Below are 19,836 nucleotides of genomic sequence, written 5' to 3'. Positions count from 1 at the left end.
AAAGTGACACAGGAAATGGTCATTGCAATTGCAGAGAATGCAGTATTCACGATATTGATAGTTTCGGGACCTTTACTATTAATCGCACTTGTCAGCGGTTTAATAGTCAGTATATTTCAGGCGACAACTTCCATTCAAGAACAAACATTGGCGTTCGTACCTAAAATCGTAGCGGTATTAGTGGCGATTATTTTTTTTGGTCCGTTTATGATCAGCAAGATGACGGACTACTTTCACGACATTTTAAATAACCTAGTTCGGTATATTGGGTGAGAAAATGACGGAATTACTACCGAATTTGTCAATATTGCTATTAATTTTAGTACGTGTTTCTGCATTTTTCGTCTCCATCCCTTTATTTTCATATCGTACAATCCCCCCGCAAGTGCGCATTGTATTGGCTGTCGCTTTGGCGTGGATGATGTATTATACGTTTAATATTGAACCGTTTGAAATTAATGCTTTCTATTTGCTGCTCGTTTTAAAAGAGGCAATTATCGGGCTGATGCTAGGATTGGCTGCGATGATTATCGTTTCCGCTGTTCAAATAGCGGGCGGATTTATCGATTTCCAGATGGGGTTTGCGATGGCGAATATTATCGATCCGCAAACAGGTGCCCAGTCTCCGCTAATGGGGCAGTTTTTAAACTTTTTAATGCTTTTAGTATTGCTTTCAATAAATGGTCATCATCTAATTTTAGATGGGATTTTTTATAGTTATCAGTTTATGCCGATGGATCAGTTTTTCCCGAATTTCGGTGAAGAAGGGACCCCACTGTTTATTATAAAAATATTTGTTTCTGTTTTTGCCATAGCATTTCAAATGTCAGCTCCAATAGTTGCAACATTATTTTTAGTAACGTTAGCGTTAGGTATTACAGGGAAAACGGTACCGCAAATGAATATATTTGTAATCGGATTCCCGATTAAAATTGCAGTAGGGTTTCTAGTATTGATGGTGACAATGGGTGTATTAGTAGGAGTTATGAAGGAGCTAATTGAATTTATGATTATTTCTTTACGTGACTTAATGGTTATTTTAGGTGGTGGCTAACATGGATAAAAAGCTATTGATCAACGTTGACCTTCAGTTTTTTGCAGGTGAAAAAACGGAAAAAGCAACACCGAAAAAGCGGCAGGATTCACGTAAAAAAGGACAAGTATTAAAAAGTCAGGATGTCACAGCCGCCGTATTACTGCTATTGTCATTTTTCTTTTTACTTTTCTTTGCACCATTCATGTACGAAGGAATGAGAGATTTTTTACTACAAGCACTTAACCGCAATATGTTAATAGAAACGCTGAACGCTGAAACCGTAATGGATATGTATGTTGAATCCATTAAAGAAATGGCAATTATCGTTCTGCCGATTATGGTCATTGCCATTATTGCAGGTATTGGAGCTAACTTTTTTCAGTTTGGCTTACTTTTTACAACAGAGACACTAAAAATAGATTTGAAAAAAATGGATCCGATTAAAGGGATCAAAAAGATTATTTCTGTACGAGCGATTGTCAATTTAATTAAATCATTATTGAAAGTAACGTTAATCGGGACCGTAACTACCGTTGTCATTATTATATATTTGGAAGATGTATTATCGCTTGCTTTACATAGTCCGGCACAAATTTTGGCCACAGTAGCATACTTGTCGGCAATCATGGGAATTGCCGCTTCGATTATGCTCGTATTCATTGCATTGTTTGACTACATTTATGAACGGCATGAGTATGAAAAGCAATTGAAGATGTCGAAACAGGATGTTAAAGATGAGCATAAAAATGCAGAAGGCGACCCGCTGATCAAGTCGAAAATTAAACAGCGTCAACGGGAAATGGCAATGCGCAGAATGATGCAGGATGTACCTGCTGCAGATGTTGTCATTACAAACCCGACCCATTTTGCCATTGCATTAAAATACGATGAAGATATGATGGATGCGCCAAAAGTTGTAGCAAAAGGGACCGATTTTGTCGCACAGAAAATTAAACTTATTGCAAAAGAACATGATGTCATTATGGTAGAAAATCGTCCGCTTGCCCGTGCGATGTATGACCAGGTTGAAATCGGCCAGGCTGTACCGGAAGAGTTTTTCAAAGCTGTTGCCGAAGTTCTTGCATATGTATACCGGATCAAACGCAAAATTTGACATAGATTTCAGGAGGGACAACAATGCAAATACGCGACTTAGGGGTTTTAGCTGCAGTGATTATGGTTGTAGCGATGCTCATTATCCCTCTTCCACATTGGCTACTCAGTTTTTTAATTATTATCAATATTACATTGGCACTACTCGTATTATTAACTTCAATGAATATGAAGGAAGCGCTCGATTTCTCGATTTTCCCGACTGTCATTCTATTATTAACGCTGTTCCGTCTGGCATTGTCTGTATCTACGACACGTGCTATTTTAGCGGAAGGTGACGCAGGTAAAGTAGTAGAGACATTTGGTAATTTCGTAACAGGCGGTAATATTTTAGTAGGTTTAGTTATTTTCTTATTATTAGTTATTATCCAGTTTATCGTTATTACTAAAGGTTCGGAACGTGTTGCGGAAGTTGCTGCGCGTTTTACTTTGGATGCGATGCCTGGTAAACAAATGAGTATTGATGCAGATTTAAACGCCGGAATGATTTCGGAAAAGGAAGCACGCGAACGCCGTGAAAAAGTATCCGGAGAAGCAGACTTCTACGGAGCGATGGATGGTGCGACGAAATTCGTTAAAGGGGATGCGATCGCCTCAATCATTATGGTTGGTATTAACTTACTCTTCGGTATGATTATCGGTATGCTTCAGATGGAGCTGAGCTTTAGTGAAGCCGCATCGAAATATTCGATGCTGACAGTCGGTGACGGACTTGTATCGCAAATCCCGGCATTATTAATTTCGACTGCAACAGGTATTGTTGTAACACGTGCCGCTTCAAAAGGAAATCTTGGTTCAGATATTACAGCCCAGTTATTTGCACAATCCAAGCTTCTATATGTAGCTGCCGGTACAATTCTCCTGCTCGGGTTATTCACACCGATTCCAGACTGGATTACAATTCCGATTGCAGTAGCATTAGCGGTTGGCGCATTCTTAATGGATCGTAAAAAGGAAGAAACGCCGGAAGAAATTATGGAATTCGAAGAGGAAGTTGCTTCGGATACGATGAAAAGTCCGGAAAATGTTATTAATTTATTAAATGTCGATCCAATTGAGTTTGAATTTGGCTACGGATTAATTCCGTTAGTGGATGCAGCTCAAGGTGGGGATTTACTGGACCGCGTAGTTATGATCCGCCGTCAGCTTGCATTGGAGCTTGGGATTGTCATACCGATTGTCCGTATTCGTGACAATATCCAACTGCAGCCAAATGAGTACCGGATTAAAATAAAGGGAAATGAAATGGCACGAGGAGAATTATTGCTGGATCATTATTTGGCAATGAGCCCAGGGGATGATAATTCAATCGATGGTATTGATACAATCGAGCCATCATTTGGATTGCCTGCAAAATGGATCACAGAAGCAGTAAAAGAGGATGCCGAAATGTTCGGCTATACAGTTGTCGATCCGCCAAGTGTTGTTTCTACACATTTAACCGAAATTATCCGTGCAAATGCCCACGATCTGCTTGGCCGTCAAGAGACGAAGCAACTGATCGATCATTTACGCGAAACCCATGCGATTTTAGTGGACGATCTAATTCCGACACCATTATCAATAGGGGAAGTACAAAAAGTATTGGCAAAACTATTGCGTGAAAATGTTTCAATACGTAATTTGCCGATTATATTCGAAACATTAGCAGATTATGCAAAGCTTACTAGTGATCCCGATATTTTAACAGAATATGTGAGACAGGCATTGGCTAGACAAATTACATCTCAATTTATTAACGGCCAACAAGCATTGAAAGTTATCACAGTATCTGCAAAAGTGGAAAAACTCGTAGCTGACAGCATTCAGCAAACAGACCATGGAAATTATTTAGCAATGGATCCGCAGCAGTCGCAATTCGTATTGGAAGCTATTGCAAAAGAAGTGGAGCGTGTTTCCTATACGGAACAGTCGCCAATTATTTTATGTTCGCCAGCTGTGCGTCTGTATATAAGACAATTAACAGAACGTTATTTCCCGCAAGTACCGATTCTTTCATATAACGAATTGGATGCAGCCGTTGAAATTCAAAGTGTAGGGGTGGTGAATGTTGAATGAAGATGAAAAAATACAATGCACCTTCCATTGCTGAGGCAATGAAACAAATTCGCGCCGATTTAGGGGAAGATGCAGTTATTCTGAATTCGAAAGTCGTCGTGACGAAAAAGTTTTTTGGATTAGTAAAAAATAAAAGCTATGAAGTCGTGGCAGGATATGACCAGGTGGAAAAGAAACCTTCATTGCCGTCTTTAGAAGACATTCCGACATTTGCGCCGCAATTGAAAGAGCAAGGGATCCGCGAAGCAGCTTCGTCTGTGGAACAACATAAAAAAGTTCCGCAAGGCGATTCTGCCGGCTTGCCTGATAACCTGATCAAAGAAATTGCAGATTTAAAATCGATGATGCAATCGATGCAACGTATGTCGGTACAATCTCAATATCCTGATGAACTCTTACCATTTATCGACTTTCTACGTGAGCAGGAACTTGGAGAGGAGCTTATCACAAAAATCAGTGATGAGCTTTTTATGTATTATAACGAGCATGGCAAGCAAATCATATGGAACGATATGCAGGAAGTTGCCAAAGACTATTTAAGAAAAGAATTGTATGACTTGCCGATCAGCGGAATTTCATATGAGAAAAAATACATTAATGTGTTAGGTCCAACAGGTGTTGGAAAAACGACAACGATTGCGAAAATGGCAGCACGCGCTGTCCTTGAAAAGAAAAAGAAAATCGGCTTTATTACAACAGACACGTATCGTATCGCCGCAATCGAACAATTGAAAACGTATGCTGCATTGCTGCAGGCACCTGTTGAAGTTGTTTATAATGCAACAGATTATGCTGAGGCGATCAAAAAGTTTGATCATTTGGATTTAATTTTTATTGATACGGCCGGAAGAAACTATAAAGAAGCGAAATATGTAGATGATTTAAAATCATTAATACAATTTAGCGAACAAGTAGAATCCTACTTAGTTTTATCTTTAACGTCTAAGCAAAAAGACTTAGAAGCAATTATTGAACAATTTACGAACTTGCACATTGAAAAATTTATCTTTACGAAGCTTGATGAAACAAATTCTATTGGCACTATGTTTAATTTAATGATTAAATATAATAAAGGACTAGCTTATTATACAAATGGTCAAGAAGTACCAGAAGATATTGAACAACCAAATAGTGATAATTTACTAGAACTTTTCTTCGAGGAGAATACGGATGAAAGACCAAGCTGAAAAACTACGCCAGAAAATGCTGGAAAGTGAACATAAGCCAGGGCGATCAATTGCAGTTGTCAGTGGAAAAGGCGGAGTAGGAAAAAGTAATTTTACGACAAACTTCGCTACCCTTTTATCAAAAAAAGGGAAAAAGGTAGTCATTTTAGATATGGATATTGGCATGGGCAATGTACACATTCTCATAGGAAGCTCCGTGAAATATAGTTTAAAAGATTACCTCGATGGTCAAGTACCGCTTGAAGATGTTTTATGCGAAACAAACGAGGGGGTAAGCTATATTTCCGGCGGTTCAGGTATGTCGTCGTTAATGGAGTGGTCTTCAGATGTTTTTGCCCGTCTAATCACGGCTTTTGAAACATTGCAGAAAAATTATGATTTTGTCTTATTTGATATGGGAGCAGGTGTTGTTGATTGGTCGCTCGATCTATTAACATCCATTGAAGAAATTATCGTTATTTCTACAGCTGAACCGACGTCCATTATGGATGCTTATTCTATGATGAAATTTATCCATCTAAAAGATCCAATGAAGAAGTTTTATCTGTTAGGCAATCGTGCATATACAGTTGAGGAAGGGCAAGATACGACACAGCGTCTAAAAACAGTGATGCAGCGTTTTTTAAAGAAGGAAGTATCAATTTTAGGATCGCTGCCGGAAGATCCTGTTGTGCGTCAAGCGGTACGTCAGCAAGCCTTATTTACAGTGCTGTATCCTGATGCCCCAATTACAAAAACGATGAAAAAAATTGTTGAGCAATTTTTAACAACGCAGGCAGTAATGAAAGAAGTGCATGCAACAAACGAGTCTATGAAATTTATATCAAAATTAAAAAGCATCTTTTCGAGAGGGCGTGAGTAAATGAGCAACTTACAGAAAACCAAACTGCTGGTTGTTGATGATTCCGCCTTTATGCGGAAGCTAATAAGCGATTTTTTTTCGGACCATCTGCATATTGAAGTCATCGGGGCTGCACGCAATGGGAAAGACGCCATTAAAAAAATCGAGCAGCTTAGACCCGATGTCGTGACAATGGACGTGGAAATGCCGGAAATGAATGGGATGGAAGCGTTAAAAGAAATTATGCAGAAGTATCCATTACCTGTCATCATGCTTTCAAGTACGACAAAGCGCGGAGCAGAAAATACATTAATGGCAATGGAGTACGGAGCAGTCGATTTTGTTGCTAAACCAAGCGGTTCCATTTCATTGGATTTACATAAAATTAAGGATGAACTTGTACGAAAAGTGGAAGAGGCATCTAAAGTAACAGTTTCAAAATTGAAAAAAACTTTCCGTAAATCGACAGTCGCAAGTCAAGCGATCCGTCATCCTTTCGACAAGGAAGAATCAAAATTAAGAAGTTTGACAAAGCCGACTGACAACATCGATGTGCCGATTAAAAAGACAGAGTGGAGCAAAACTTCGAAGAAAATCATTTTAATCGGGACTTCAACTGGTGGTCCTCGAGCTTTACAGGAAGTCATTACGAAAATTCCCGCTAATGTGGGTGCACCGATTTTAATCGTGCAGCATATGCCTGCAGGCTTTACAAAATCGTTGGCAGCAAGACTCGATCAGTTGAGCGAAATTCATGTAAAAGAAGCAGAGCAAGGTGACCTGCTGCAAAAGGGAACAGCCTATATTGCGCCGGGTGGCTATCATCTTAAATTAAGAAAAATCGGATCATCATTTGCAGTTGTACTTGATGATCAGGAACCGCCAAGAGCAGGCCATCGCCCGTCTGTAGACGTCATGTTTGAAGACGTCAGCCAGTACTCGGAGTTCGATAAAATTGCCGTTATTATGACGGGAATGGGCTATGACGGATCAAAAGGACTAATCTCACTAAAGAAAACAGGGAATGTCACGGCTATTGCCGAGTCAGCAGAAACATGTATCGTATATGGAATGCCAAAAGCTGCCGTGGAAACGCAGCTTGTAGATGAAGTGGCGGATGTTGATGATATTGCCCGAACAATTATGAAATATATGCCTTAAAAAGGGGTGCCCTCTAAATGGAATTAAATCAATATTTGGAAATGTTCATTGAAGAAAGTAAAGAGCATTTACAAGCGTGCAGCGAACACTTATTGGAATTGGAAAAAAATCCGGAAGATTTAACGATTGTCGGAGAGATTTTCCGTTCGGCACATACTTTAAAAGGTATGGCAGCAACAATGGGCTTTGAAGATTTAGCCGACTTAACACATAAAATGGAAAATATTCTGGATGCGATCCGCAACAGTAAAATTAAAGTGAACGCAGAGATTTTGGATGTTGTATTTGAATCTGTGGATCATTTAGAAGAAATGGTATACGACATTGCAGATGGTGGTGACGGAAAACGCAATGTGCAAGCGACAGTGGAAAAGCTTAAGCGCATTGAAGCAGGTGAACCGGCAACTGCCGTTTCAGAAGAACCAATTTCAAGTCAGGAAGTTGCTGCTGCAATGGTAGCCAACGAAATCGAACAGCCAGCTGAAGCATTGGAATTGAAATTAACCTATGATGATTTTGAAAAAACGGTCATTCTGCAATCATCTGAACAAGAATTCAATGCATATGAAATTACAGTAGCTTTACGTGAAGATTGTTTATTAAAAGCAGCTCGTGTATTCATGGTATTCGAAATACTGGAGAAAAACGGAGATGTCATCAAATCTTCGCCGACAGTAGATAAATTGGAAGAAGAACAGTTTGATAGTGTATTCCACGTTGCCTTTATTTCGAAAGAGTCAGCTGAAGATTTGCAAAAGATGCTGATGAAAGTATCAGAAGTTGATCGTGTAGTGGTCAATAAAATAGACCGAGATGTGTTTGTTACAAAAACTACGGCAACTGAAGTACCTGCTGAAGAAGCACTGCCACAGCCTGCAGTACAGGAAACTGAAACTGCTGTATCTGAGGAACAGCCAAAAACAGCGGCAGCTAAAAACAATACTAGTAAATCCGGGCATGCATCGAGTAAGACGATTCGTGTGAATATTGAGCGCCTTGATATATTGATGAACTTATTTGAAGAGCTTGCAATTGATCGCGGCCGTCTTTTATCGATCGCCGGTGATGTAAATCATGGAGAACTAAATGAGACAGTTGAACGTATGAGCCGTACAATGGGTGATCTGCAAAATATCGTTTTAACGATGCGCATGGTTCCTGTAGATACAGTATTTAACCGTTTCCCGAAAATGGTACGCCAATTGTCGCGTGATTTAAACAAAAAAATCGAACTTAATATTGTCGGTGCAGAAACAGAGCTAGACCGTACAGTAATTGATGAAATCGGAGATCCGTTAGTTCACCTGATCCGCAACTCTGTTGATCATGGAATCGAAAGTCCGGAAGTACGCCGTGCAAAAGGTAAACCGGAAGAAGGAACAGTAGAACTTCGTGCTTATCATAGTGGAAACTATGTATTCATCGAGATTGAAGATGACGGAGCAGGGATCAACCGCGATAAAGTATTAGCAAAAGCGCTGTCTAAAGGAATTGTTACAAAAGAACAATCGTTAACGATGACAGACAAGCAGGTTAACGAGTTAATTATGGCATCAGGTTTCTCAACAGCCGACGTCATTTCGGATGTGTCGGGCCGTGGTGTCGGTTTAGATGTTGTTAAAACAACAATCGAATCATTAGGCGGCAATATTTCGATTGAATCGACTCAAAATGTCGGCTCTGTTTTCTCAATTCAATTACCGCTGACACTGTCGATTATTTCAGTCATGCTCGTAGAAATTGAAAATGAAATTTATGCAATTCCATTATCGTCTATTATTGAAACATCGATTATCCGTCAATCAGACATATTAAACGCACATAATCAAAAAGTAATCGATTTCCGTGGTAAAGTTGTACCGCTTGTATTCCTGGAAGAAATTTTTGAAGTACCGCGCGCTGTACAAAATAATGATGGCCTCCATTCAGTTGTAATTGTCCGTAAAGGTGATAAATTAGCTGGTTTAGTAGTCGATTCATTTATCGGTCAGCAGGAAATTGTATTGAAATCATTAGGTAACTACTTAACAAATATTTTTGCAATCTCGGGTGCAACAATATTAGGAAACGGAAAAGTGGCGTTAATTGTAGACTGTAACGCACTGATGAAGTAAAAGGATAAGAGGTGTGAAGAATGACGAATGCAACAGAGCAAAAAAACTTGAAAGTAATTGTGTTTCAATTAGCAGATAAAGAATATGCCATTCCTGTTTCGCACGTAAAGGGAATTGAAAAGTTAATGCATATTACTCGTGTACCGAAAACAGAACGTTATGTAAAAGGTGTCATTAATCTTCGGGGTGTTGTAACACCTGTCATCGATTTACGTGAACGTTTCGACTTGCCGGTTTCAGGTAACGAAGAAACAACCCGAATTATTATTATTGCACTGGAAACGATGGAAGTCGGTTTTATTGTAGATTCAGCGAATGATGTTTTGGACATTGATGCATCTTCCATTGAACAGCAGCCTGAAGTGGTTGGCTCATTATTAGAAGATTTTATCGCAGGTGTCGCAAAATTGGAAAACCGCTTATTAATTTTACTTCACTTAGATAAAGTATTAAATCCGATAGATTAATTTCAATGAATAATTTTCCGGGTGAGCCTCGCTTGCCTGGAATCTATTAAAGTAGGGATTGAAAATGAGCTTTAATGAAAAAATTACGTTGCTCCATTTAGATGTTTTAAAGGAAATCGGAAATATTGGTGCTGCACATGCGGCTACGGCATTATCGAATTTATTGGGAAAAAAGATCGATATGCGTGTACCCGACGTGAAAATGGCCTCGTTTAATGAAATGATGGAGCTCGCTGGCGGATCGGAAAATGCTGTCGTCGGCATTTATCTTCGTATTGAAGGGGATGCACAAGGAAGCATGTTTTTCATTTTGCCGATTGAACAGGCAAACCGATTTATTCGAAGTCTCATTCATGACGAATCTTTTGATTTTCACACACCGCCATATTCGGAAATTGGCTTATCGGCAATGCAAGAAATGGGCAATATTTTATCCGGCTCTTATTTATCCGCATTATCGGATTTTACAGGTCTTAAAATCTTTCCGACAGTACCTGGATTAAGTGTCGATATGTTTGGCGCAATTATTAGTATCGGACTTATTGAACTATCACAAGTAAGTGATACGGTCATCGTCATTAACACATCCATATATGAAGAAGTCATGTCAGATGATGAAGCGGTAAAAGGACAGTTCTTCCTGTTACCAGAACCTGATTCATTTGAAGCCATTTTTAAAGCATTAGGAGTGCCTACGACATGATAGTTATCCATTCAAACGAAGTGATTAAAGTAGGCATTGCGCAAATGGATATCGTGAAAGTTCCTAAAACGATTCGTACGTCGGGATTAGGTTCTTGTGTAGGTGCGGTCATTTACGATGATTCCAAAAAAGTTGCAGGTATGGTCCATGTCATGCTGCCGGACTCCAGTTTAAATCGAACGGCAACAATGAATGTCGCAAAATTTGCCGATACCGGAATTGCCGCTTTAGTCCATCTTTTAAAACAAGAAGGGGCGCAACGCTTTAAGTTGAAGGCGAAAATTGCGGGCGGTGCGCAAATGTTTCAATTTACTGCAGATAAAGATTCAATGAGAATTGGGCCAAGAAATGTGGAAGCTGTAAAAGCACAGTTAAAAGAACTGGGCATACCGCTTATCGCTGAAGATACGGGCGGCAACAGCGGTCGTACTATCGAGTTTAACCCTGAAACATGCATGCTTCAGGTACGTACCGTCAATAAAGGAGTGAGTGAAATTTAATGTTTGGTTCAATATTTTATAATTTTTGGGCAGCACTACTTTCATTCGCTGTATATTTTATCGCTGGAATTCAAAATCCGTATGCGATGCCACTGCCGACGATTGGCGCCGCTTTGGTCATTTCTGTCATTGCATTTAGTTTAATGTTTCTTATCCGTTACTTCCTTGGGTATGTATTTTATACACCGGAAGCACCTGTTTTGTCACAAACAGAAGAGGAACTGCCTGTAGTTGCGAAAGAGACGGATAAAACACAAATTGTTTCGCAAAGCGATCATACAACAATGGAAGTTGAAGATGAGAATACGGAAGAAATTGCACAAGTCGTTCGTTCGATGCTTCAAAGCGATGAATCCCTTACACGGTAAAAGAGTCGTATATCCGGCTCTTTTTTATTTAGCGGAATATAAGGAAATCCTGTGTCGAATGACTGGATTAAATGTATATTAAAAGGCTTTTTGGTATAATTAACTCAAAGAATGTTACTTTTCAAATAAAGGGGTGGGTATGTTTGACAGAACAAAGGCATAGAGACGAACAATCATTATGGGTTCGTTGGACAAAGAACCGTGATCCCGAAGCAGGCGATTTATTAATAAAGAAGTTTAAACCACTCGTATCGTATCATGTACAGCGTATCGCTGTCGGGCTTCCGAAAAACATTTCCAGAGACGACTTAATGAGTCTTGGGATGATGGGGCTGTTTGATGCGTTAAATAAATTTGATATAAACCGAGATTTAAAATTTGATACGTATGCCTCATTCCGTGTACGCGGTGCTATTCTTGATGGTTTACGTAAAGAGGACTGGCTCCCGAGATCGGCACGTGAAAAAGCAAAAAAGCTTGAATCGCAAATCGAATCCCTTGAGCAAAAGCTGATGCGACATGCTACACCGGAAGAAGTTGCAGCACATATGAATTTGCCGGTCGAAGAAGTATACCAAACTTTCCAGGAACACTTTTTCTCGAATGTGCTGTCCATCAATGAGCAGCTGGACCAGGAAGAATCGGAAGGCAAGTCCTTTGTTATCCGTGATGACAATACGAAAACACCTGAGCAGCAAACCGTTCATGTAGAGCTATTGGGCGACTTGGCTGAAAATATTAAAAAGCTGAATGAAAAAGAGCAGCTTGTCATCAGTTTATTTTACTCGGAAGAATTAACATTAACCGAAATCGGTGAAATACTGGAACTGTCGACATCAAGAATTTCGCAAATCCACTCAAAAGCATTGTTTAAATTACGTAAATTATTGTCTTCGGAAATGATCAATACGTAAGGAGGCGGCGTTATGAGCTTAAAGGGCCTGGAATTGCAGATTGCGATTCCTAAAACATTTGAGGCAGGGAAATTGGCGGATCAGCGTCAACAAAATACAATCCTGCAGCAAATGCATGCAAATGAAGCATTGAACAGGGAACTGGAACGCAAACAATTATCCGTCAATGAAACAGAGCATCTGAACGCAGTCAATGATGAGGAACAGGAAAAGGCTTCCCAAAGCGGGCAAGAGCCAATGCAGGAAAACAAGAAAAATAAGGAACAGCTAGATCAAAAAGTGCAGCACCCGTTTAAAGGGAATCTTTTTGACTTTAGTGGCTAGGAGCAGTCATCTATGATCGCAGTTATAATTACCTTATTTCTTATCCAAATGATTACGATTTTTGTAATTGTTCTTTTATATAGTAAGCTTTCTAAGTTTCAGAATTTAGAAAAGCGCCAAAATGAACTGATTAATGAAATGGACAATGCGATTAGTGTATATTTAATGGAGATGAAAGAAGAGAATGACCGGTTAATCAGTGAATTGAAAAAACCGAATGTTGCTCAAAAGACGGCACAATCCCGTAAAGAAGAGTCTTCATTGACTTTAAAAGAGCAGCCGGTAAAAGAACAGGAACTGGAACCGCGCAAATTTGTACAGGTCAAGCAAGCAGCAAGTGCCTATCAAAAGCAAAAGACACAGCAGCATGTTGAAGAAAAGAACGATGCAGCATTAGTAAAAGCGGAACCACTTTCTGATGACAATGCCGTCCAAGAGCAAAACCTGACATTTGAACAGCAAGTAATTAATCATTATCGCAACGGGAAAACAATCGAAGAAATTGCGAGAATGATGGGACGCGGAAAAACGGAAATTGAACTCCTCGTAAAGTTTCATGCGTAAAGTAGTTGCACTTGAAAGTCCATTATGATATAGTTACAAGCGGTGTTAACAATACACACGTATTTTGATGTAGTAAGTGGTGCTCGTAAGTCTACGGGTAGCTTGTTGCAGATGAAAAATACGGAGGAAAAAAACCAAACATATTAGGAGGAAACACTCATGTCAGTAATTTCAATGAAACAATTACTAGAAGCTGGTGTACATTTCGGTCACCAAACTCGCCGTTGGAACCCAAAAATGAAGAAATATATCTTCGTAGAGCGTAACGGTATTTACATTATCGATTTACAAAAAACGGTTAAAAAATTAGAAGAAGCATACGATTTCATGCGTCAAGTTGGTCAAGACGGTGGTAAAGTTTTATTCGTAGGTACGAAAAAACAAGCACAAGAAGCGATCAAAGAAGAAGCTGAACGTTCTGGTAACTACTACATCAACCAACGTTGGTTAGGTGGTACTTTAACAAACTTCGGTACTATTCAAAAACGTGTTAAACGTATGAAAGATATCGAGAAAATGGAAGAAGACGGTACTTTCGCTGTACTTCCTAAAAAAGAAGTAATCCAACTTAAAAAAGAGCACGAGCGCTTAGTTAAATTCTTAGGCGGTATCCGTGATATGAAAGCTATTCCGGACGTAATGTTCGTTGTAGACCCTCGTAAAGAGCGTATCGCAGTTGCAGAAGCAATCAAATTAAACATCCCTCTAGTTGGTATCGTAGACACTAACTGTGATCCAGATGAAATTGATTACGTAATCCCTGCAAACGACGATGCTATCCGCGCGGTTAAATTATTAACTGCTAAAATGGCTGACGCTTTATTAGAAGCTAAACAAGGTGAAGAAGAAGCTCCTGCAGTAGAAGAAGCTACAGCTGAGTAATTCACTGTTAGAAAAGGTGATAAGTGGATGAACCCCTTATCACCTTTTTTTGAGAAATGAATTTGAAGATGTATGAATCGTTGAAAAATAGCGATTTATCGCTTAAAGTATGAAATAGTGTAAATAAATTTTTCATTATATTTAGGAGGAAACTCAACATGGCAAACATTACTGCACAATTAGTAAAAGAATTACGCGAAAAAACAGGCGCAGGTATGATGGACTGTAAAAAAGCATTAGTATCAACAGAAGGTGACATCGATGCTGCAATCGATTTCCTACGTGAAAAAGGTTTAGCTGCTGCTGGCAAAAAAGCTGACCGTATCGCTGCTGAAGGTACAACTTACATTTTAGAAAACGGTAATGAAGCGATTCTTTTAGAAGTAAACGCTGAAACTGACTTCGTTGCGAAAAACGACAAGTTCCAAATTTTAGTTTCTTCTTTAGCAGAGCAATTATTATCTGCTAAACCAGAATCAGTAGAAGCTGCTTTAGAATTAGAAAAAGACGGCGTGAAAATCGCTGACCAAATTTCTACAGCTACTGCTACAATCGGTGAAAAAATCTCATTACGTCGTTTCGAAATCAAAACAAAAACTGATGCAGATGCATTCGGTTCTTACTTACACATGGGCGGACGTATTGGTGTATTAGTAGTTCTTGAAGGTTCTACTGACGCTGCTGCTGCAAAAGATATCGCTATGCATATCGCTGCAATCAACCCAACTTACATTTCCCGTGACGAAGTTTCTGCTGACGAAGTAGAACGTGAGCGCAAAGTATTAACTGAGCAAGCGTTAAACGAAGGTAAACCAGAAAACATCGTAGCGAAAATGGTAGAAGGCCGTCTTGGTAAATACTTCGAAGACGTATGCTTATTAGACCAAGCTTTCGTTAAGAACTCAGATCAAAAAGTACGCGACTTCGTAAACTCATTAAATGCTACTGTAACAAGCTTCACTCGTTATGCTGTTGGTGAAGGTATCGAAAAGCGTGAAGATAACTTCGCTGAAGAAGTAATGAGCCAAGTTAAAGGTAACTAATTAAATTACAACTTAAATTAACATTAATTTAAGCAAACAGTAGGGAGCACCATTTGCGTGTTCCCTATTTTTAAAGAAATCTATTTTTGAATGAAGCGAAGTACGATACATAGAAAACACAATCGTATTTCCTTTTAAATAAATGAGTAACGGAGGTCTACTATGGGTGTGTCAGAGTACAAACGAGTAGTTATTAAACTTAGCGGGGAAGCATTAGCTGGAGAATTAGGCTTCGGTTTCTCACCGGATGTTATTAAATCGATCGCAGCAGAAATTAAAGAAGTTATCGACTTAGGTGTAGAGGTCGCATTAGTTGTCGGCGGAGGCAACATTTGGCGCGGGAAAATCGGCGCTGAAATGGGAATGGAACGTGCCAATGCAGATTATATGGGTATGTTAGGAACAGTGATGAATGCACTTGCATTACAAGATTCACTGGAAAATCTGGGTGTTCCTACACGTGTTCAATCATCGATCGTTATGACACAAGTGGCAGAGCCATATATTCGACGTAAAGCAGTTCGTCATTTGGAAAAAGCACGTGTCGTAATTTTTGCTGCAGGAACAGGTAACCCATACTTCTCGACAGATACGACAGCAGCTTTACGTGCCGCGGAAATTAATGCAGATGCAATTTTAATGGCGAAAAATAATGTGGATGGCGTTTATTCTGCAGATCCAAAATTAGATTCTGAAGCAGTTAAGTATGACACACTTACGTATTTAGACGTTATTCAACAAGGTTTACAAGTAATGGATTCTACAGCTTCGACATTATGTATGGATAATGATATTAAGCTTGTTGTTTTCAACTTATCAGAACCAGGTAATATTAAACGTGCCGCATTAGGCGAAAAAATTGGAACAGTTGTTAGGAGAGATGCGTAATGACACAACAAGTATTGAATCAAGCAAAAGAAAAAATGACAAAATCAATTAATGCTTTCTCACGTGAATTAGCTTCAATTCGTGCAGGTGTAGCAAATGCTTCACTATTGGATCGTATTACGGTGGACTACTATGGTACTCCGACACCGATCAACCAAATGGCAGGTATTTCTGTACCGGAAGCACGCCTATTAGTTATCCAGCCATATGATAAATCAATCTTAGGCGAAATCGAAAAAGCAATCATGCGTTCAGATATCGGCATCACACCGACAAATGACGGAAATGTTATTCGTTTAGCAGTACCGGCATTAACTGAAGAGCGCCGTAAAGAATTAGTAAAACAGGTGAAAAAAGAATCAGAAGACGCAAAAGTTGCTGTACGTAACGTGCGCCGTGATGCAAACGATGACCTGAAAAAATTAGAAAAGAACGGTGAAATCACAGAAGACGAACTACGCGGCTTCAACGATGACATCCAAAAACTAACAGACAACTCAATCGTTAAAATCGAGGAGTTAGTGAAAGAAAAAGAAAAAGAAATTTTAACAGTTTAATTTTAATTTGCTTCGCGCTGGTGGATCACATTAGCGCGAAATCTTTTTCTGACGATGTATGAACTTTACATGGATTAAAACGTCCTGCTAATAAGGACGTTTTTTTTACAATAATAGATTAAATTTAAAATTTGTTAGGGAAATATAGCTGTAGCAAAAAAACATGCACATGAACCCGTTCCCCCTAATTGAAAGTATAAATTGTGGAAAAAATACATATGAAAGATTAAAAGAAGCACAATTATTCTTTAAGATAGTAAAGAAGTTCATTATATAAAAAGGACAGGCTATCCCTTTTTTGATATGATAAAAAGGGAAGCAGTCCGATCTGTGCAGTTGGGGGTATTAACTATGTTTAAAAAACTTTTTGGGAAAAATACAAATAAAGAACAGTCATTCGGTAGTGAAAATGTGGACTTAGTTAAGGGAGAGGATATCCCTACCCATATTGCAATTATTATGGACGGAAATGGACGTTGGGCGAAAAAACGTTCAATGCCACGAGTTGCAGGGCATCATGAAGGAATGAAAAACGTTCGAAAAATAACACGTTGCGCTTGTGATTTAGGAGTAAAAGTATTGACGCTCTATGCGTTTTCAACGGAAAACTGGAAGCGTCCTAAATCAGAAGTAGAATTTTTAATGCGTTTACCAGAGCAATTTTTAAATTCCTTTTTACCGGAGCTGATGGAGCTAAATATTAAAGTAGAAATGATTGGTGTGATGGATTCATTGCCAGACTATACACAATCCGCTTTAAGAAAGGCGATGGAAGCGACTGCAGGGAATACAGGATTAGTATTAAACTTTGCGATGAATTATGGTGGGCGTGCTGAAATTGTAATGGCGATGCAACAGCTTCTGAAAGAAGTAGAAGCTGGAAATCTTACAATTGATGAATTAAATGAACAACATATTTCCCAGTATGTAATGACGGCTCATTTACCTGAACCTGATTTATTAATTCGCACGAGTGGTGAAGTGCGCATAAGTAACTTTATGCTATGGCAGCTTGCCTATACGGAATTTTGGTTCACTGATACGCATTGGCCTGATTTTGATGAAGCCTGTTTAAAAGAGGCAATCTCTGTGTATCAAAACCGTAACCGCCGTTATGGAGGGCTGAAAGGAGAAGGAACAAATTGAAACAACGCATCATTACCGGAGTAATTGCTGCAGCATTATTTATTCCATTCGTAATTTATGGAGGAACGCCATTTGCGGTTTTAATGAGTATCATCGCAGTTATTGGTTTCTATGAATTGCTGAAAATGAAAGAAATTTCAATTGCATCTGTTCCAGGTATTATTGGTACACTTGCATTATTAGTTTTGGTTGTACCAAATGATTGGTCACGGAATATCGTTGATTTTTTTCAATATGATTCAATTTTGATGATCGTGTACGGAATTGCGACATTGTTGTTGATTTATATTGTACTTGTAAAAAATAAAATGACCTTTGATGAAATTGGTTTTATATTGCTAGGGGCATTTTATGTCGGACTGGGATTCCACTATTTTATCGAAACACGTTTTATCGGATTGGAATATGTCGTCTTTGTATTGCTAGTCGTTTGGACAACAGATTCCGGTGCCTATTTTGTAGGACGTAAGTTAGGGAAAAATAAATTATGGCCGGAAATTTCACCTAAGAAAACAGTGGAAGGTTTTATTGGCGGGATTGTTATTGCAGTTATTTTCGCAATTGCCATGCAGCTCATCTATCCTTTTGCTTCAAGCTGGCTGCAATTAATCGTTGTGACAATAATTGCATCGATCATTGGACAAATGGGTGATTTAGTCGAATCAGCTATTAAACGTCATTTTGGTGTAAAGGATTCAGGCAATATTCTCCCAGGACACGGTGGCATATTGGACCGTTTTGACAGTTTATTATTTGTCGTACCATTATTGCATTTTTTACATTTCTTTTCCTAGGACATAGAAGGGACGTATCATTGTGAAAAAAATTAGTTTATTAGGTGCAACAGGTTCCATCGGATGGCAAACCTTTGATATTTTACTTGCGAATCCGAATGAATTTAAGCTTGTTGCATTTTCAGCCGGACAAAATATTGAAAAGTCCCGCGAAATTATAAAAAAACTTCAACCAGAATTAGTTTCAATGCAAACTGAGGAAGCGGCAGGCACTTTACAAAAAGAGTTCCCACATGTTTCCTTTACATATGGCGATAAAGGATTGGTCGAAGTAGCGACACATCCGGATTCGACAGTGCTTATCAATGCAGTATTAGGCAGCGTTGGACTGGAATCGACACTTGCTGCGATCCGTATGGGGAAAACGATTGCCATTGCTAACAAAGAAACACTTGTAACAGCAGGCCATCTAGTAATGGCTGAAGCGAAAAAATACAATGCCCCAATCTTACCGGTAGACAGTGAGCATTCAGCTATTTTCCAATCGATGAACGGTGAAAACAAAAAGCGTATCGAGCGTATTATTTTAACGGCATCAGGTGGTTCATTCCGTGATAGAACAAGGGATGAGCTAGTAGGTGTAACAGTAAAAGATGCTCTGAATCATCCGAACTGGTCAATGGGAGCCAAAATTACGATTGACTCGGCAACAATGATGAATAAAGGGCTTGAAGTAATTGAGGCACATGTACTGTTTGATATGCCTTATGACAACATCGACGTATTGCTGCACCGTGAAAGCATCATTCACTCGATGGTGGAATATGAGGATACAAGTGTCATCGCACAGCTCGGAACACCGGATATGCGCGTACCGATTCAATATGCGCTTAGCTACCCGGACCGTTTACCACTTGCAAATGGCCAACGTTTAAATTTGGCCCAAATTGGACAGCTTCATTTTAAGGAAGTTGATTTTGACCGTTTCCGCGCATTAAAGCTTGCTTATGATGCAGGAAGAATGGGCGGGACAATCTTAACGGCAATGAACGCGGCAAACGAAGCAGCCGTTGCATTGTTTTTACAAGAAAAAATTACTTTTTTAGAAATTGAAGAATGTATTGAGCGTATTATGAATAGTCATAACAATATCGCTTTGCCAGATTTAGCAACTATTTTACATGTAGACAGTGAAACGAGAAAAACCGTCGCAAGCATGGTAAAATAGTGAAGTGT

The 19,836-nt window shown here is 39.1% G+C and carries 22 protein-coding genes; all 22 read left to right on the top strand.

Going from position 1 to position 19,836, the window contains the following annotated elements; translation table 11 throughout:
* Positions 1-3: 3 nt before the first annotated feature.
* The 22 genes from fliQ to dxr all read left to right on the top strand — a co-directional run bounded on the left by fliQ (position 4) and on the right by dxr (position 19,828).
* A complete protein-coding gene (gene fliQ, locus M3166_RS09005) occupies positions 4-273 on the top strand; it encodes a flagellar biosynthesis protein FliQ (RefSeq protein WP_079525230.1) in 270 nt (89 codons plus the stop codon).
* Positions 274-277: 4 nt separating this feature from the next.
* A complete protein-coding gene (fliR, locus tag M3166_RS09000; RefSeq protein WP_251689310.1) occupies positions 278-1,054 on the top strand; it encodes a flagellar biosynthetic protein FliR in 777 nt (258 codons plus the stop codon).
* Position 1,055: 1 nt separating this feature from the next.
* A complete protein-coding gene (flhB, locus tag M3166_RS08995; RefSeq protein WP_251689308.1) occupies positions 1,056-2,150 on the top strand; it encodes a flagellar biosynthesis protein FlhB in 1,095 nt (364 codons plus the stop codon).
* 23 nt (positions 2,151-2,173) lie between these two features.
* Positions 2,174-4,207: a flagellar biosynthesis protein FlhA gene (flhA, locus tag M3166_RS08990; RefSeq protein WP_251689306.1), complete on the top strand. Its 2,034-nt coding sequence runs from the start codon at positions 2,174-2,176 to the stop codon at positions 4,205-4,207.
* On the top strand, positions 4,204-5,394 hold the full coding sequence (flhF, locus tag M3166_RS08985) for a flagellar biosynthesis protein FlhF (RefSeq protein WP_251689304.1): 1,191 nt from the start codon (positions 4,204-4,206) through the stop codon (positions 5,392-5,394). Before flhA ends, flhF begins: the two co-directional genes overlap by 4 nt.
* A complete protein-coding gene (locus M3166_RS08980) occupies positions 5,378-6,256 on the top strand; it encodes a MinD/ParA family protein (RefSeq protein WP_251689302.1) in 879 nt (292 codons plus the stop codon). Before flhF ends, M3166_RS08980 begins: the two co-directional genes overlap by 17 nt.
* Positions 6,257-7,396 carry a protein-glutamate methylesterase/protein-glutamine glutaminase gene (locus M3166_RS08975; RefSeq protein ID WP_251689300.1) on the top strand — a complete coding sequence of 380 codons (1,140 nt, stop codon included), beginning with the start codon at positions 6,257-6,259 and terminating at the stop codon, positions 7,394-7,396.
* Positions 7,397-7,413: 17 nt separating this feature from the next.
* Positions 7,414-9,510 carry a chemotaxis protein CheA gene (locus M3166_RS08970; protein WP_251689298.1) on the top strand — a complete coding sequence of 699 codons (2,097 nt, stop codon included), beginning with the start codon at positions 7,414-7,416 and terminating at the stop codon, positions 9,508-9,510.
* 20 nt (positions 9,511-9,530) lie between these two features.
* Complete coding sequence (locus tag M3166_RS08965; RefSeq protein ID WP_251689296.1) at positions 9,531-9,977, top strand: chemotaxis protein CheW; 447 nt, start codon at positions 9,531-9,533, stop codon at positions 9,975-9,977.
* A gap of 64 nt (positions 9,978-10,041) precedes the next feature.
* Positions 10,042-10,680, top strand: coding sequence for a chemotaxis protein CheC (locus tag M3166_RS08960; RefSeq protein ID WP_251689295.1), 639 nt, complete (start codon positions 10,042-10,044; stop codon positions 10,678-10,680).
* Positions 10,677-11,180, top strand: a complete 504-nt coding sequence (locus M3166_RS08955; RefSeq protein ID WP_251689292.1) for a chemotaxis protein CheD — start codon at positions 10,677-10,679, stop codon at positions 11,178-11,180. Before M3166_RS08960 ends, M3166_RS08955 begins: the two co-directional genes overlap by 4 nt.
* Positions 11,180-11,548 (top strand): multidrug transporter, encoded by a 369-nt coding sequence (locus tag M3166_RS08950; RefSeq protein ID WP_251689290.1) that lies wholly within the window; start codon positions 11,180-11,182, stop codon positions 11,546-11,548. Before M3166_RS08955 ends, M3166_RS08950 begins: the two co-directional genes overlap by 1 nt.
* A gap of 143 nt (positions 11,549-11,691) precedes the next feature.
* Positions 11,692-12,462: a FliA/WhiG family RNA polymerase sigma factor gene (locus M3166_RS08945; RefSeq protein ID WP_079525256.1), complete on the top strand. Its 771-nt coding sequence runs from the start codon at positions 11,692-11,694 to the stop codon at positions 12,460-12,462.
* Between the two features lie 12 nt (positions 12,463-12,474).
* A complete protein-coding gene (locus M3166_RS08940; RefSeq protein WP_251689289.1) occupies positions 12,475-12,786 on the top strand; it encodes an RNA polymerase subunit sigma in 312 nt (103 codons plus the stop codon).
* A gap of 12 nt (positions 12,787-12,798) precedes the next feature.
* Positions 12,799-13,350 (top strand): DUF6115 domain-containing protein, encoded by a 552-nt coding sequence (locus tag M3166_RS08935; protein ID WP_251689287.1) that lies wholly within the window; start codon positions 12,799-12,801, stop codon positions 13,348-13,350.
* 159 nt (positions 13,351-13,509) lie between these two features.
* Positions 13,510-14,232 carry a 30S ribosomal protein S2 gene (rpsB, locus tag M3166_RS08930; protein WP_008403254.1) on the top strand — a complete coding sequence of 241 codons (723 nt, stop codon included), beginning with the start codon at positions 13,510-13,512 and terminating at the stop codon, positions 14,230-14,232.
* 158 nt (positions 14,233-14,390) lie between these two features.
* On the top strand, positions 14,391-15,275 hold the full coding sequence (gene tsf / locus M3166_RS08925; protein ID WP_079525264.1) for a translation elongation factor Ts: 885 nt from the start codon (positions 14,391-14,393) through the stop codon (positions 15,273-15,275).
* A gap of 162 nt (positions 15,276-15,437) precedes the next feature.
* The gene (pyrH, locus tag M3166_RS08920) at positions 15,438-16,163 is read left to right on the top strand and encodes a UMP kinase (RefSeq protein WP_079525266.1); all 726 of its coding nucleotides are present in this window, start codon (positions 15,438-15,440) and stop codon (positions 16,161-16,163) included.
* Positions 16,163-16,720 carry a ribosome recycling factor gene (frr, locus tag M3166_RS08915; RefSeq protein ID WP_251689285.1) on the top strand — a complete coding sequence of 186 codons (558 nt, stop codon included), beginning with the start codon at positions 16,163-16,165 and terminating at the stop codon, positions 16,718-16,720. The genes pyrH and frr overlap by 1 nt, the downstream gene beginning before the upstream one ends.
* Positions 16,721-17,071: 351 nt before the next feature.
* Complete coding sequence (locus M3166_RS08910) at positions 17,072-17,866, top strand: isoprenyl transferase (RefSeq protein WP_251689283.1); 795 nt, start codon at positions 17,072-17,074, stop codon at positions 17,864-17,866.
* The gene (locus M3166_RS08905; RefSeq protein ID WP_251689282.1) at positions 17,863-18,660 is read left to right on the top strand and encodes a phosphatidate cytidylyltransferase; all 798 of its coding nucleotides are present in this window, start codon (positions 17,863-17,865) and stop codon (positions 18,658-18,660) included. The genes M3166_RS08910 and M3166_RS08905 overlap by 4 nt, the downstream gene beginning before the upstream one ends.
* Positions 18,661-18,682: 22 nt before the next feature.
* Positions 18,683-19,828: a 1-deoxy-D-xylulose-5-phosphate reductoisomerase gene (gene dxr, locus M3166_RS08900; protein ID WP_251689281.1), complete on the top strand. Its 1,146-nt coding sequence runs from the start codon at positions 18,683-18,685 to the stop codon at positions 19,826-19,828.
* Positions 19,829-19,836 lie beyond the last annotated feature (8 nt).

The sequence above is a fragment of the Solibacillus isronensis genome, assembly GCF_023715405.1.
In the GTDB taxonomy this organism is placed as follows: Bacteria; Bacillota; Bacilli; order Bacillales_A; family Planococcaceae; genus Solibacillus; species Solibacillus isronensis_B.
The sequence above is the reverse complement of the archived record's forward strand: the minus strand, read 5'-3'. Positions and strand labels throughout refer to the sequence as shown.